Genomic DNA, 14,279 nt, shown 5'->3' with positions numbered 1-14,279 from the left:
CCGAGTGGCAGTCACCGGCCCGCATCTATCCGGGGGGATCACGCACATGCGTATCGGGGTCTATCTCGCACATCCGCGACCGGGCAGCTTCAACCACGCCCTCTTCGACACGGTCGTCGCCGAACTGCGGGCCCACGGGACCGAGGTGCTCGCCCACGACCTGTGCGCCGAGGGCTTCCCGCCGGTGCTGACCGCCGGCGAGACGGAGACGGTCCGGGCTTCGGAAGAGGCACCCGATCCCCAAGTGGCACTGCACCGCGCGGAAGTGGCCTCGCTCGACGCACTGGTGTTCGTCCATCCCAACTGGTGGGGCATGCCGCCGGCCGTCCTCACCGGCTGGGTGCAGCGGGTGCTGGTGCCCGGCGTCGCGTACAAGCTCGGCAGCGCCCACGGCGAGCCCGTCGGCCTGCTGACGGCGGGCAGAGCGCTCGTGCTGAACACGTCGGACACCCCGGCCGACCGGGAGGAGGGCGAGTTCGGGGACCCGTTGCAGCGGGTCTGGGCCGCGTGCGTGCTGCCGTACGTGGGTGTCGACGACGTACGGCGGGTGGTCTTCCGTACGGTCACCGACTCGACTGAGCGGCAGCGTGCGGACTGGCTGCTGCGGGCGCGGCGCGAGGCCGCGGCGCTGGCGTCCGGCTGACCGCCCGCGCCTGCTACCGGGCAGCGCGTTCGTGCCGCCGGGCCGCCCGGTCGTAGCCGGTGACGGCCGGTCCGCGTCAGCCGCGAGCGGGCGGCGCCGGCCGGTCAAGGAAGCGGTGCAGGGACTCCTTCATCGCGGTGACGAACGCGTCCCGCACAGCCTCGGGGAGAAGATCGAGGGACAGGTACGGGTTGAGGTCCTCCAGCTCTACCAGGAGCAGTTCGCCCGTCCTCGTGCGGCAGGCATCGACTCGCTGTATGCCGTGGTCGAGGGTGTTCCAGTCGACGAACCGCTTCGCGAAGCGCAGATCCGCCTCGGTGGGCGCGTACGGCTCGAGGACCCACCGCTGCCCGGGATCGGGGGCGTACAGCGCGTACTGGAAGGCGTCGTCGACGAAGTAGAAGGACACCTCGTACCGGAAATCCACCCGGGGCTGGACGAGCAGGTCACCGCGTGCGGCGAGTTTGGCGAGGTCCTGGCGCGGGACGAAGTCGAGGCCTATGGAGTCGGCCCCCGCCTTCGGCTTCACCGCGTACTCGTCGGCCTCCGGTAGCCGCGCGAGGTGCTGCGGCCGGTCGACGGTGGGGATCACGGGGTGACCGGCCACCGTCAGGTCCAGCAGATACTGCTTGCCCGCCATGTCGCCCCGGCCGTCGAGCGGGTTGTACACGCGGATGCCCGTCGCTGTGGCCCGCTCGCGGAACGCCTCGTACTCCTTCTGGTAGTGGAGCACGGGGCCGCTGTTGCGGACGACGACCGCGTCGAAGGCGTCCATCGACTCCGCCGCGTCCAGCGGATGGCACAGCGCCAGAAGGAAGTCCTCACGCAGGCGGGACGTGAGAAGGATGTCCTCGTCGCAGTAGCGCCGTCCCCTTGCCGGATAGGCGAGGTCGGTCACGAACAGCAGGCGGGGGCGGGCGGACACGGGCATCTCCTCGGACGGTGGGCCTGCGGCCAACCTATCCACCGCGCCCGAGGCGCCCGCAGCCGGCCAGGGGTCAGCGCCGGCCGGAAAGCGCGCGCTGCGCGGACTTCCGCGCACGGCCCGCCGCGGCCGCCACCGCACGGTCCGGGTGGTGGGTGTGCAGGCTGTCGAGGACGCGCAGCGAGGTGGCGGGATCGACTGCGGCCAGGGCCTCCACCAGGGCGGTGGCGCCGCCCGGCCAGGTGGCGGCCGCCGCGTCGAAGGCGGGGAGCAGGGTCGCGGGCGGGATGTCGGCCGGTCCCGGGATGCCGGAGTCGTCACGGCGCTTCACATGGACGAGCATGTCGTCGATCCAGCGCTGGTCCAGCTCCTCGACGAGCACTGTGGCGCGTGCGCCGAGCGGGACCGCTTCCTCGGGAACACTCTCGCCACGGGCCAGCAGCAGTCGTCGGGCGGCGGCGCCGGTCACCGGGTCGCCGAGCGCGGCGCGCAGAGCGGTGGTGGGGACGCCCGCACGGTCGAGCTGGGCGAAGTACTCAGCCGTGCGCGCGGCGTTGGCGTCCTCGGACCTGGCCGCGGCGACCGCGTCGAGGAGTTCCCCCCAGGCCTGGTCCGTGCCCCCGTGCCGGTCCGCGAAAGCGGCGAGGGCGGAGGCGGCGAGATGGGTGGGCCAGTGCCGGACCGCCGCGACGGTCTGTGCCGCGTCCCAGCCGGCCACGGTCTCCTGATCGGGGGCGGCCACATGGCCGACCGTGATCACATGGCGCATGACGGCCGCCCCGAGGGGGGTGAGTCCGTAGGTGTCGCCCGTGCGGAAGACGCAGCCGGTCAGGGCCAGTTGGTCGACCACGGCCGCCAGTCCCTTCGCGGGGGCGTCGATCTCGGCCCGGTCCTCCTCGGTGCGGCCGGGCATCCCGAGCAGCGCGGAGAGTTCCTCGGGCGACGGGGTCTCGTAAGCGGCCGGGGCGCTTCCCGGGACGGGGGCGGGCGCGTCCTCCAGTTCGGGTGCCACACCGTCGTCCTTGGCGTCGCAGATCTTACGGGCCACCGAGTCGGGGGTGCTGCCGCGTTCGTAGAGCGAGTAGAGGATGTGCGCGGCATCGAACGAGTACGCGTCCTCGGGGCCGGTGACCGGCGGCAGTCGTTCGGCCTGCGCGGCCAGGATGTCGGCTGCGAGTTCGAGGAGTTCCTGCGGGGTGCCGCCGGTCCATACGTCGGAGGCGGGACCGGGGAGCCCGCAGCGCTCCGAGACCTCGCGCAGTTCGTCGTCGAAGTCTCCCGAGGCCAGGGCGGCGGGCAGGGGCGCGGCGTGCAGCAGGCCCTGGATCTCGTCCGGTTCGGGCACGGCGGCCGGGGGTGGCAGCGGGACGGCGGAGTCGCCGTAGTAGTCGAGGTGTTCGTCGAGCATGTGGTCGGCGAGGGACGCGTGCGGCACGGCCTCAGGGCCGGGCGCGAGGGAGGCGTGCGGCCCGGTCAGTGCCCCTTCGAGCCCGGCCGCGGACCACCGGTCGGTCAACTCGGCCGCGATGTGGTCGAGTTCGCCCGTGAGCGCGTCGTCGGGACGTTCGGCGTCCAGTGGGGGCGCGGGCAGCAGCGGGCCGGCCAGTGACGCCGCGCGGGTGTCGCGGGCGAAGGCCTCGAGCAGCGCCTCGGTGAGCCGGGCGCGTACGGAGAAGGTCCGGTCGGCGAGGTCGGAACGGTGCAGCGGCTCGGGGAGGGCGGGCCGGTCCGCGTGCGGCGTGCTCTCGTGGGCGTCGAGCCAGGCCAGTACGGCGTCGGCGTCGTCGCGGTCCACGCCGTCGGCGGTCAGGAGCGACGCGTACCAGCGGGGCCAGGTCAGGTTCAGCGGGTCCGCCATGGCGCGGCGGAACTCGGGGACGGCCTCCTCGACGGCGGCCACCAGCTTCGCGTGGCGCTTGGCGTTGAGGCGGCCCGCGGCCCGAACGCGGTCGGCCAGGGCGGTGAGGACGACCGGCACCGCGTCCAGTTCCTCGTCGCCCGCGTAGAGCAGCTGCGGCAGATCCTCGTGCAGGACCTGCCTGACCAGTTGCGGCGTGGGCTCGGGCACGCCCGCCCTGCGTTCCGCGCCGCGCAGCGCGAGCATCGTCAGCACCGCGTCGGTGGTGCGCACGGGCAGCGCCACGTCTCTTTCCCGGGACACCCAGGTGAGGAAGTCGTCGCGGCCGGTGTTCAAGGCGTTCGTACGAGTCACTTGTGGAGCGTATGAGGGCGGGCGGCGCCGGAGATCCTTCCGGGCCGGGTGTTAGCCCGATCGGGCGAGCGATCACCTCCGCAGGCGCGGGCGCCCGGCCGGGCGATGAGTTCCGGCCGAGGGGACAGTCACCCCTGTATGAACACCTCAGACGCGACACCCGTGCCCGATCTCACCCCGGCCGCCCGCGCCGTTGCCCGATTGCTGGACGCGATCGGTGACGAACTGCTGGGCGCTCCGACGCCCTGCCCCGACTACTCGGTGCGCGAGCTGCTGGCCCACCTCGACGGCCTGTCGCTCGCGTTCCGCGACGCGGCGCGCAAGGACTTCGGGCCGACGACGGGTACCGACCCCGGCAGCTCGCTCCCGGTGCTCGACGAGAAGTGGCGCACCGTGCTGCCCCAGCGGCTGGACGAGCTGGCGGAGGCCTGGCGGCAGCCGTCGGCGTGGGACGGCATGACCCAGGCCGGCGGGGTGGATCTGCCGGGGCAGGTCGCCGGGCGCGTCGCCCTGAACGAGCTGGTGCTCCACGGCTGGGACCTCGCGCGGGCAACGGGTCAGGAGTACGACCCCGGTGAAGCGAGTGCGGCGGTCTCCTACGAGATGGTGAAGCCGTCGGACGACGACTCCCTGCGCGACGGGATCTTCGGTCCGCCGGTCACAGTGCCGGACGACGCGCCGCTGCTGGACCGGGCCGTCGGCATGAGCGGGCGGCGACCGGACTGGCGGCCGGGCGACTGACGCCGGGGGCCGGCGGCCCTCCGCGACGGAACGGGACGGGGCGGGGCGGGGCGAGCACCTACCTTCCGCCGCTCCGAAGCCGCAGCCGAGTGTGCTGGAGTGACCGGTCTCGCTCTGCCCACGCCCGTTCGTGGGCGGCTTCCGGTTCCGGTCGTGGGCGGTTGCCCGCCACGCCGGCCGGCGCCGCCTCGGAGTGCCGCGCCGCGCATTCGGCCCGCTGCGACCGCCTGCTGGCAGCCAGCCCCAAGGCCCGCCTGGAATGGCAGCAGGAACAGTCCTTCCGTGTCTTCGAGGCCCGGTACTCCGGCTGACCCCGCCCCGAGCAGCGGCGCGGTGCGCTCAGCCGCGCCCCTGCCGGGCCGACCGGTGCAGCCGCGTCCGTCCGGCGAGGTCCGGCTCGGCATGGAGCACGGTGATCCCGGTGTCCGCCGGGTCCGGCCGTGCCGGGGCCCGGCACGGCCGGCGCCGAGGACGACGACGCTGTGCTTCATCCGTCGCTCCTGCCGGTTCGCCGTCACGCGTCGTGAACCGCTTCACGATCAGGCGGGGAACGACTCGGGGCCGAAGCGGCCCCAGGCGACGAAGGCTGCCAGCACGAGGTAGACCAGGTCTCCCGCGATCGTCGCTCTCTCGCCCCGGCGGAGCCGCACGGTGAGCGCGCCGATGAAGAGCAGGACGAGCCCGGTGGCGGCCAGAGGCACCAGGACCGGCGCGATGTCGAGTACCGCGGGCACGATCAGCCCGATCGCGGCAAGGAGCTCGACGGCGCCGATCGCCTTGAGGGCGGTGGGGCTGACGTCGTGGGCCCATTGAGTGGCTGCGCCGCCCAGGGCAGCCAGCTTCTCCTGTGCCACAAACATTTTGGCGCTGCCGGCCAGGCAGACAGCGGCCAGCAGACCGGCGGTGATCCACAGCGCGACGTTCATCATCGACTCCCTGATCGAGGTCCTTCCGCACCCGGGACGAGGCAGCAGCACCCCCTGTGACATCCCCGAGTGCGGCCGGTGGCGAGACGCGGGTGATATCCCGTGTCACAGGGAGGGGCGCTGCCTCGTCTCGGGGGACGAAGCCACTGACGAGCACGGAGGGGCCCGGCTGCGACTACTGGGTCGACCGGTTCCACTGAGCACGGCGCCCGTTCCAGGCACCGGATCGGCCACAAGGCGCGGAGCGGGGGCTTGCCCGGTTCCGCAACCGACCCGGTGATCACGACACGCTCCCCGCGTCGGCGACTCCGGCTCGGGGCGGGAAAGCACGAAAGGGACAACACGTGACCAAGGTCGAGGAGTTCGAGGAGCTCAGGCCGCTGCTGTTCTCGATCGCCTACCGGATCCTGGGCAGCGTCGCCGAGGCCGAGGACGCGGTGCAGGAGACCTGGCTGCGCTTCGACGCCTCGACGACCCGGCCGGTGTCGGTCAAATCGTTCCTGTCGGCCACCGTGACCCGGATCGCGATCGACGTACTCCGCTCCGCCCGCGTACGACGGGAGAAGTACGTCGGACCGTGGCTGCCCGAGCCCCTGCTCGACGATCCGTACCAGGATCCGGCCCGTGCCGCGGAGTTGGCCGACTCTGTGTCGATGGCCGCACTGCTGCTCCTGGAGCGGCTCAGCCCGCTGGAACGTTCGGTGTTCGTACTGCGCGAGGTGTTCGCCTTCGGCTTCGACGAGATCGCCTCGGCGGTGGGACGCTCGGAGGCTGCCTGCCGGCAGCTGCTCGTACGGGCCCGGCGGCACATGGAGGCCGGCCGGCCTCGGTTCGAGGCGGACCGGCAGGAGCGGCAGGCCCTGGCGGAGCGGTTCTTCGAAGCGCTGTCGCAGGGCGACGTCGACGGGCTGCAACGTCTGCTCTCCGCCGACGTCCAACTCGTCGGCGACGGCGGCGGCAAGGCCCCGCAGCTGGCCAAGGTTCTCGTCGGCGCGGAGAGCGTGGCCCGGCTCCTCGCCGGTGTCCACCCGCTCATGGCCCGCATCGACATCACCTTCGAACCGCACGAGGTCAACGGCCAGCCGGGCGCGGTCTTCCGCGACCGGGACGGCAGGATCCTCCACGCCCTGGCCCTCGACGTCATCGACGGACAGATCCAGACCATCCGGTCCGTCATCAACCCCGACAAGCTCGGCCACCTCGGCCCGGTCGCCGACGCCTGGGCCGTCGACCGGGAAGTGAAGCGGACCCGCAGGCAGACGCGCTAGCCCCGCGGCCGGCCCGGACAGCAGTCGTGGACGTGCCGGAACAGTTTCGGGCCGGCGGCCCTCGGGTGGGGGCGCCGGCCCCTGCGCTGCCGTGTCACTGCGGCATCGGGTCAGCGCAGGCAGCGTCCCGCCGACCTGGCGAGCGGCGCCGGGGATCCTGGCGGTGGCCGTAGGCGTCGGCCTTTAGGTGGCAGGTCCGGTGGGCGGTGACTGCTCGCTTCGGGAAGGGCATAACCGGGCCAGGGCGAGGCCCGGACCGGACCCTTCGCGACTGCGGGCGGTTCGACCGGCGGCCCTTGCCGATGCGGGGGCGCGGGAACCCGGCAGGAAGCCTCGCCGGCGGCAAGTTGGCCGGATCCCGTGCGACCCGACGGGTCGCGGGGAGTCACGAAACGGTGATCGACCCTGTGCACCCCGCCGCGCTCCGGGCGAAGTGGCGCAATGTCGCTGATCGAACGGATAAACCGTTTTCAAATGATCGTCACTGCTTCGAGGTAATGCGTCTGGGTTCTCCGGGCGATGCCGCCCGAGCGGTCGTTACGGTCCTCCGGGACCTGCACGGATCCCGGTGACTCTCTGCACTCCTCCCTGTTCGCGGTCGGCGCACCGGTGTGCGCCGACCGCCACCCGTCACGAAGGAGAACCCGCCTCGATGACCGTCGACAGCAGCCCGCAAGCCCAGGCCGCACCAGCGGTGCCTCAGCAGTCCCTGAGCACCGCCGCCGCCCGCAACCTCGCCACCACGACCAAGTCCGCCCCGCAGATGCAGGAGATCACCTCCCGCTGGCTGCTGCGGATGCTCCCCTGGGTGGAGACGAAGGGCGGCGCCTACCGGGTCAACCGCCGGTTGCGCTACACCGTCGGCGACGGGCGCATCGACTTCGTGCAGGACGGGGCGACGGTCAGGGTCATCCCCGACGAACTCGGCGAACTCGCCCTGCTGCGCGGCTTCCCGGACTCCGAAGTCCTCAACGCCCTCGCCGGGCGTTGTACGCAGCGCGACTTCGCGGCGGGGGACGTCCTCGTCGAGCGCGGCGCCGCGGCCGACCGGATCCACATGATCGCCCACGGCCGTGTCAGGCAGACCTCCGCAGGCAAGTACGGCGGGGAGGTCGCCATCGCGGTGCTCGCGGACGGCGACCACTTCGGAGAGAACGGCCTGCTGGACAGCGACGCCCGCTACGACTACACGGCCACCGCCGAGACGTCCGGCACTCTCCTCACCCTCTCCCGTGCCGACTTCGCCGCCGTACAGGCGTCCGCGCCGAGCCTCCAGTCCCACATCGAGGAGTTCGGCTCTCTCGGACAGCAACGGCAGAACAAGCACGGTGAGGCCGAGATCCGCATGTCGGCCGGCCATGTCGGCGAGGCCGAACTGCCGGGCGCGTTCGTCGACTACGAGTCGAAGCCACGCGAGTACGAACTCTCCGTCGCGCAGACCGTCCTGAGGGTCCACACCCGGGTCGCCGACCTCTACAACGGTCCGATGAACCAGACGGAGGAACAGCTCCGCCTCACCATCGAGGCGCTGCGCGAGCGTCAGGAACACGAACTCATCAACAACCGCGAGTTCGGCCTGCTGCACAACGCCGACTTCAAGCAGCGGATCCAGCCCCACTCGGGCCCGCCGACCCCGGACGACATGGACGAGCTGCTCTGCCGCCGCCGCGGCACCAAGCTGTTCCTCGCCCACCCGAGGACGATCGCCGCGATCGGGCGCGGCTTCAACGCCTGTGGTCTGTATCCGGACCACGTCGACCTCGGTGGCCAGTCCGTGCCGGCCTGGCGAGGGGTTCCGATCCTGCCCTGCAACAAGATCCCGATCACCAAGGAGCAGACCAGCTCCATCATCGCCATGCGTCTGGGCGAGGAGAACCAGGGTGTCATCGGGTTGCGGCAGACCGGCCTGCCGGACGAGTACGAGCCGGGACTCTCCGTGCGGTTCATGGGCATCAGCGAGCAGGCGATCATCTCCTACCTCGTCACCACGTACTACTCCGCCGCGGTGCTCGTACCCGATGCGCTGGGCGTGATGGAGAACGTGCAGATCGCCCGCAGGGGCGACCAGGGAACCGGCTGACGGCCCCGGCGCCGGCAGGGAACCGCCTTGCCCGACGGATCCCTGCCCCAGGTCCGGAACGATCCCATCCACCGCAGCAAGGAGCCACGGAATGCCCGACCCTGGACCCTCCCCGCAGCAGTCGAGGCCGCACGACGCCGTGGCCCGCTCCGTCCCCGCTTTCGCGCACGCCCTCACCCGCTCCGGAGCACCCGTCCCGCAGGCGGAGCCTGTGGAACCACCCGCGGCGACGGTTGTGGACATGCCCGCGCCGGTGGCCCCCGGCCTGCCGGCCGTGCAGCCTGCGCCGATCACTCCGTCGGAGCCGGCGGCCGACTCCGCCGCTGCGGCCGTGCCTGTCGCGGACTCCGCCGCGCAGCGGGCCCTGCGCGGGCCGAGTGGTCTGGGTACGGCTTCGCTCTCCCTTGCCCGCCGCCCGGACCCGCGGCCGGCCCCGGCGCTCCCGGACCCCGAGCCGCCCGCCGCAGGCCGTGCCGTGCCGGGCCTCTACCACCACCCCGTACCGGAGCCCGATCCCTTACGGGTGGAGGAGGTCAGCCGCCGGATCAAGCGGTGGGCCGAGGACGAGGTCCAGCTCTACCCCGAGGACTGGGAAGGCGAGTTCGACGGTTTCTCCGTCGGGCGCTACATGGTCGCCTGCCACCCGGACGCCCCCCTGGTCGACCATCTGATGCTCGCCACCCGGCTGATGGTCGCGGAGAACGCCGTCGACGACTGCTACTGCGAGGACCACGGAGGCTCACCCGTCGGTCTCGGTGGACGCCTCCTGCTCGCGCACACCGCGCTCGATGGCCTCCACACCACCGCGGAGTACGAGCCGGCGTGGGAGGAGTCCCTCGGCACGGACGCCCCTCGGCGCGCGTACCGCAGCGCCATGGACTACTTCGTACGAGCCGCCACACCCTCCCAGGCAGACCGCTACCGGCACGACATGGCCCGGCTGCACATGGGCTACCTGGCCGAGGCCGCCTGGGCCGAGACCGATCACGTCCCGCAGGTGTGGGAGTACCTGGCCATGCGCCAGTTCAACAACTTCCGCCCCTGTCCCACCATCACCGACACCGTGGGCGGTTACGAACTGCCGGCGGACCTGCATGCCCGGCCGGAGATGCAGCGGGTCATCGCACTCGCCGGGAATGCGACCACCATCGTCAACGACCTCTACTCCTACACCAAGGAGCTCGACAGCCCCGGCCGGCATCTGAACCTGCCGGTGGTGATCGCGGAGCGCGAGCAGCTTTCCGAGCGCGACGCGTACCTGAAGGCGGTCGAGGTCCACAACGAGCTCATGTACGCCTTCGAGGCAGCCGCGGCCGACCTGGCTGCCGCCTGGCCCCTGCCCGCCGTGCTGCGCTTCCTCAAGGGCGTGGCCGCGTGGGTCGACGGCAACCACTACTGGCACCGCACCAACACCTACCGATACAGCCTGCCCGACTTCTGGTAAGGAACGGACATCTCTGTGACCACCGAACTGAACCCCACCACCTCCGCGATGATCCCGGCCCCGGCGACGCCCTACCAGCGGGACATCGCCCGTTACTGGAACAGCGAGGCGAGGCCGGTGAACCTGCGCCTCGGTGACGTGGACGGGCTCTACCACCACCACTACGGCATCGGCGCCGTCGACCACGACGCGCTCGGCGATCCCGAGGACAGCGAGTACGAGAAGAGGCTGATCGCCGAGCTGCACCGCCTCGAGTCGGCGCAGACCGAGGTCCTCCTGGACCACCTCGGTCCCATCGGGGTCGACGACACACTCGTCGACGCCGGCTGCGGGCGCGGCGGGTCCATGGTCATGGCCCACCAGCGCTTCGGCTGCAAGGTCGAGGGCGTCACCCTCTCCACCTCACAGGCCGACTTCGGCAACGGGCGCGCGAAGGAACTCCGCATCCAGGACCGCGTCCGCGCACGCGTCTGCAACATGCTCGACACACCGTTCGAGAACGGCAGCATCGCCGCCTCGTGGAACAACGAGTCGTCCATGTACGTCGACCTGCACGACCTTCTCGCCGAGCATTCGCGCTTCCTCAAGGTCGGCGGCCGGTACGTGACGATCACCGGCTGCTGGAACCCCCGCTACGGCCAGCCGTCGAAGTGGGTCTCCCAGATCAACGCCCACTTCGAGTGCAACATCCACTCCCGCCGCGAATACCTGCGTGCCATGGCCGACAACCGGCTCGTGCCGCAGGCCGTGATCGACCTCACCCCCGACACGCTGCCCTACTGGGAGTTGCGGGCCACCTCCTCCCTGGTCACCGGGATCGAGGAAGCGTTCATCAAGGCGTACGGGGACGGCTCCTTCCAGTACGTCCTGATCGCGGCCGACCGCGTCTGACCTCGGACGCGCAGGCCGGGTCCGTCCGTCGCGGACCCGGCCTGCGCGTCCGTTGAGGGTCGTCCGCCGGTTCTCCTGCCGGCCCCTGCCGATCCGCTGCCCCGAACTGGGTGCAGCCGGTCGATCGGTCGGCCTGAGCGGCTCGGCATCTGCACCACCTCGGGCCCTACGCATGAACACGACGATGCCCAGGCGGACCGAGAAACAGTCGCTTCTCGTCCAGCAGGTTGAGCAGGACCGTGACGGCCCGGGCCTCACCGGGTGGGCTCTTCATCCGGTCCCGGAGCCAAGATCGATTGTCAGTGGTGGGTGAGACGGTAGGAGCATCGAGTCGGTCGGAATGAGGGGGAGCTGTCATGTCCGGAGCCCAGAACTACATCAACCACGTTGCTCTTGTGCTGGACGCCAGTTCGTCCATGTCGCACCTGCGCAGCAAGGTGGTCGAAGTCGCCGACCAGCAGATCGCCTATCTTGCCCGCCGGTCGAGGGAACTGGACCAGGAGACCCGCGTCACGGTGTACGTCTTCGCGGACAAGGTGGAGTGCGTCATCTACGACAAGGACGTGCTGCGGATGCCGTCGCTGAAGCAGCTGTATCGGGTCGGCGGTATGACGGCTCTGCTGGCGGCCGCACTGAAGTCCCAGCGGGAGCTGGCGCAGACAGCTCAACTGTACGGCGACCACAGCTTCCTGACGTTCGTACTCACCGACGGCCAGGAGAACGCAAGTCATCGCTGCCCGGATGCCCCCGCCAGGGATGCGCGTGAACTGGTGAAAGCCGTGGCCGAGATGATGGAGACGCAGGAGGACAACTGGACGTTGGCCGTGCTTGTGCCGGACCAGATGGGCAAGCGCGAGGCCATGCAGTGCGGATTCCCGAAGGAAAACATAGCCATCTGGGACGCCACGAGCACACAGGGTCTGGAGGAGGCCGGGCAGGTCATCCAGCAGGCCACCGAGAAGTTCATGGTGGGCCGCACGAAGGGCATCCGGGGATCGCGGGCGGTCTTCTCCACGGGTGCGGAGGCAGTCAACAAGGACACCATCAAGGCGGCCGGGCTCACCCCTGTGAAGCCGTCGGAGTACGAGCTGATCCCGGTGGCTCGTGACGCGGCGATCCGGGACTGGGTCGTCGAAAGCGGGCACACCTACCGAACCGGTGGCGCGTTCTACCAGCTGAGCAAGTCGGAGAAGATCCAGGCGCGGAAGCAGATCGCCGTGCTGGAGAAGAAGACCGACCGGGTGTACGCGGGGCCCGAGGCCCGAGCCCTGCTCGGCCTGCCGGACAGCGAAGTTCGCATCAAGCCGGACCACAACGACGACTTCACGATCTTCGTGCAGAGCACCAGCGTGAACCGGAAGCTCGTACCGAACACGCGGCTCCTGCTCATGAACTGACACCTTGGCGCCCCGCTGCGCCCCGGGCTTCGCCGTCCCGGCACCCACCACCAACAAGGTCGGCGACTACGCACGCGGCGAAGGTCCCATTATTCGTTGCAACGGTTCTGGACGTAACGCAACGCCCGCCACGTGATTGCTGCAACGAACTGGAGATGAACGCTCACCCAGCGGGAACGTCGGCAGATCGCGCCCCCACCCAATCGGCGGCCCGCTCCGTTGCAGGCATGGCGGGCCTGTGGGGAAAGTCGTGGCCCGCGCCGTGCCACGTTGTTTGCCATTCCTTTACAGTGGATGTAGAAGCGGTGCTTCTGCCCTCCCCGCGCAAGAAGGGCCGACGGACCCCCGATGGGTGAGCCTCCGAGTACGAGCCGTGTCACCGCCTGCCGACGCCGGATGGGCCAGGGAGCGGAGGTGGCACGGTGATCGAGATACTGCTGCTCCTGCTGGCCCTGGCACTGACCCTGGCCTGTGCGCTGTTCGTCGCGGCCGAGTTCTCGCTGACCACCGTCGAGCGCGGCGAGCTGCAGCGTGCCGTCGATGCCGGCGAGCGCGGTGCCGACAGCGCCCTCAAGGCCGCACGCAAGCTGACCTTCCAGCTTTCCGGTGCTCAGCTCGGCATCACCGTCACGTCGCTGGTGATCGGCATGCTGGCCGAGCCGTCGCTCGCCGCACTGCTGCGCGGCCCGCTCGAGGCCATCGGACTCGGAGCGGCGGCGTCGTCCGTCGCCACCGTGCTCGGCGTGGTCGTCTCGACGGTGGTCCTGATGGTGATCGGTGAGCTGGTGCCGAAGAACTGGGCCATCTCACGGCCGCTGGCCGTGGCCAAGGTGGTCGCCGCCCCGCAGCGGGGCTTCACCGCTGCCTTCGGGCCGTTCATCCGGCATCTGAACAGCGCGGCGAACAGGTTCGTGCGCCGCTTCGGCCTGGAGCCGGCCGAGGAGCTCGCCACCGCCCGCACCCCCGAGGAGCTCGTTGCACTGGCCCAGCACTCGGCGCGTGCGGGAGCTATCGAGCAGGACTCCGCGGAGCTGTTCGTACGGACGCTCCACCTCGGCGAGCTGACCGCCGAGAACGTGATGACCCCACGCGTGGACGTCATCGCCCTCGAAGCGCACGCGACGGCGGCTGACGCTGCCAACCTGACCCTCGCTACCGGCCTGTCCCGCTTCCCCGTCTACCGCGACAGCCTCGACGAGGTCGTCGGTACGGTCCACATCCGGGACGTCCTCGCGCTGCCTCCCGAGCAGCGTGCGACGGCCCCGGTGCTGTCCCTGGCGACCGCGCCGCTGGTGGTGCCGGACAGTCTGCCGGCCGACCGGCTCCTGGAGCGGATGCGTGCCGAGCGCACGATGGCCGTGGTCATCGACGAATACGGAGGCACGGCCGGCATCGCGACGGTGGAGGACATCGTCGAGGAGGTCGTGGGCGAGGTGCGTGACGAACACGACCCCCTGGAGACACCCGACCTGCTGCCCGCGCCGCCGACCGACGACGGCCGCTCCTCCTGGGAGGCGGACGGCAGCGTTCGCACGGATCAGCTCCTCGGCATAGGGCTGCTCGCACCGGAGGGCCCGTACGAGACCGTGGCCGGTCTGATCGCCACGCGCCTGGCCCGGATCCCGGTCGAGGGCGATTCGCTCGAGGTGGCCGGCTGGCGTCTCGACGTCCTGGACGTCGAGCACCATCGGGCGGACCGGGTCCGGATCACCGCACCGTCCCGGCCCGTGAGGAAGGACCTGTAGGAGACGC

Annotated in this window: 12 protein-coding genes; 9 read left to right on the top strand and 3 right to left on the bottom strand. The window is 70.9% G+C overall.

All coding sequences use genetic code 11. The features are described from left to right. Positions 1 to 46: 46 nt before the first annotated feature. Positions 47 to 643 carry an NAD(P)H-dependent oxidoreductase gene (locus tag MDN94_RS20245; protein WP_482727300.1) on the top strand — a complete coding sequence of 199 codons (597 nt, stop codon included), beginning with the start codon at positions 47 to 49 and terminating at the stop codon, positions 641 to 643. Between the two features lie 76 nt (positions 644 to 719). On the opposite strand, the gene MDN94_RS20240 is transcribed toward MDN94_RS20245, so the two are convergent. Together MDN94_RS20240 and MDN94_RS20235 are read right to left on the bottom strand one after the other, a co-directional pair. Next, positions 720 to 1,574 (bottom strand): ATP-grasp domain-containing protein, encoded by an 855-nt coding sequence (locus MDN94_RS20240; protein WP_482727299.1) that lies wholly within the window; start codon positions 1,572 to 1,574, stop codon positions 720 to 722. A gap of 67 nt (positions 1,575 to 1,641) precedes the next feature. Next, positions 1,642 to 3,780, bottom strand: a complete 2,139-nt coding sequence (locus MDN94_RS20235; protein ID WP_482727298.1) for a hypothetical protein — start codon at positions 3,778 to 3,780, stop codon at positions 1,642 to 1,644. A 138-nt stretch (positions 3,781 to 3,918) separates the two neighbouring features. Between MDN94_RS20235 and MDN94_RS20230 the strand changes: the two genes are divergently transcribed. Together MDN94_RS20230 and MDN94_RS20225 are read left to right on the top strand one after the other, a co-directional pair. After that, positions 3,919 to 4,521 (top strand): TIGR03086 family metal-binding protein, encoded by a 603-nt coding sequence (locus tag MDN94_RS20230; RefSeq protein WP_482727297.1) that lies wholly within the window; start codon positions 3,919 to 3,921, stop codon positions 4,519 to 4,521. A 161-nt stretch (positions 4,522 to 4,682) separates the two neighbouring features. Beyond that, positions 4,683 to 4,832, top strand: coding sequence for a hypothetical protein (locus tag MDN94_RS20225; protein WP_482727296.1), 150 nt, complete (start codon positions 4,683 to 4,685; stop codon positions 4,830 to 4,832). A gap of 228 nt (positions 4,833 to 5,060) precedes the next feature. Here the strand turns inward: MDN94_RS20225 and MDN94_RS20220 are convergent, their stop codons facing one another. Further along, positions 5,061 to 5,447 (bottom strand): DoxX family protein, encoded by a 387-nt coding sequence (locus tag MDN94_RS20220; RefSeq protein ID WP_482727295.1) that lies wholly within the window; start codon positions 5,445 to 5,447, stop codon positions 5,061 to 5,063. Between the two features lie 344 nt (positions 5,448 to 5,791). On the opposite strand from MDN94_RS20220, the gene MDN94_RS20215 reads away from it, so the two are divergent. From MDN94_RS20215 to MDN94_RS20190, 6 genes are all read left to right on the top strand, one after another. Next, the gene (locus MDN94_RS20215; protein ID WP_482727294.1) at positions 5,792 to 6,715 is read left to right on the top strand and encodes an RNA polymerase sigma-70 factor; all 924 of its coding nucleotides are present in this window, start codon (positions 5,792 to 5,794) and stop codon (positions 6,713 to 6,715) included. Positions 6,716 to 7,367: 652 nt separating this feature from the next. Continuing rightward, complete coding sequence (locus MDN94_RS20210; RefSeq protein WP_482727293.1) at positions 7,368 to 8,795, top strand: family 2B encapsulin nanocompartment shell protein; 1,428 nt, start codon at positions 7,368 to 7,370, stop codon at positions 8,793 to 8,795. 91 nt (positions 8,796 to 8,886) lie between these two features. Next, entirely contained in the window at positions 8,887 to 10,239 is a 1,353-nt protein-coding gene (locus MDN94_RS20205; RefSeq protein WP_482727292.1) for a family 2 encapsulin nanocompartment cargo protein terpene cyclase, read from the top strand. 15 nt (positions 10,240 to 10,254) lie between these two features. Further along, positions 10,255 to 11,130 carry a geranyl diphosphate 2-C-methyltransferase gene (locus MDN94_RS20200; RefSeq protein ID WP_482727291.1) on the top strand — a complete coding sequence of 292 codons (876 nt, stop codon included), beginning with the start codon at positions 10,255 to 10,257 and terminating at the stop codon, positions 11,128 to 11,130. A gap of 356 nt (positions 11,131 to 11,486) precedes the next feature. Further along, positions 11,487 to 12,527, top strand: a complete 1,041-nt coding sequence (locus tag MDN94_RS20195) for a vWA domain-containing protein (RefSeq protein WP_482727290.1) — start codon at positions 11,487 to 11,489, stop codon at positions 12,525 to 12,527. A gap of 422 nt (positions 12,528 to 12,949) precedes the next feature. Continuing rightward, positions 12,950 to 14,272: a hemolysin family protein gene (locus MDN94_RS20190; protein WP_482727289.1), complete on the top strand. Its 1,323-nt coding sequence runs from the start codon at positions 12,950 to 12,952 to the stop codon at positions 14,270 to 14,272. Positions 14,273 to 14,279 lie beyond the last annotated feature (7 nt).

It is taken from the genome of Streptomyces sp. WAC00040 (genome assembly GCF_056835925.1).
This window is presented reverse-complemented; position numbering and strand designations above follow the sequence as displayed.

Coding starts and splice junctions, on each gene's coding strand:
- MDN94_RS20220 (WP_482727295.1), bottom strand. CDS start 5,447: ATGAACGTCGCGCTGTGGATCACCGCCGGTCTGCTGGCCGCTGTCTGC.
- MDN94_RS20205 (WP_482727292.1), top strand. CDS start 8,887: ATGCCCGACCCTGGACCCTCCCCGCAGCAGTCGAGGCCGCACGACGCC.
- MDN94_RS20230 (WP_482727297.1), top strand. CDS start 3,919: ATGAACACCTCAGACGCGACACCCGTGCCCGATCTCACCCCGGCCGCC.
- MDN94_RS20245 (WP_482727300.1), top strand. CDS start 47: ATGCGTATCGGGGTCTATCTCGCACATCCGCGACCGGGCAGCTTCAAC.
- MDN94_RS20240 (WP_482727299.1), bottom strand. CDS start 1,574: ATGCCCGTGTCCGCCCGCCCCCGCCTGCTGTTCGTGACCGACCTCGCC.
- MDN94_RS20210 (WP_482727293.1), top strand. CDS start 7,368: ATGACCGTCGACAGCAGCCCGCAAGCCCAGGCCGCACCAGCGGTGCCT.
- MDN94_RS20195 (WP_482727290.1), top strand. CDS start 11,487: ATGTCCGGAGCCCAGAACTACATCAACCACGTTGCTCTTGTGCTGGAC.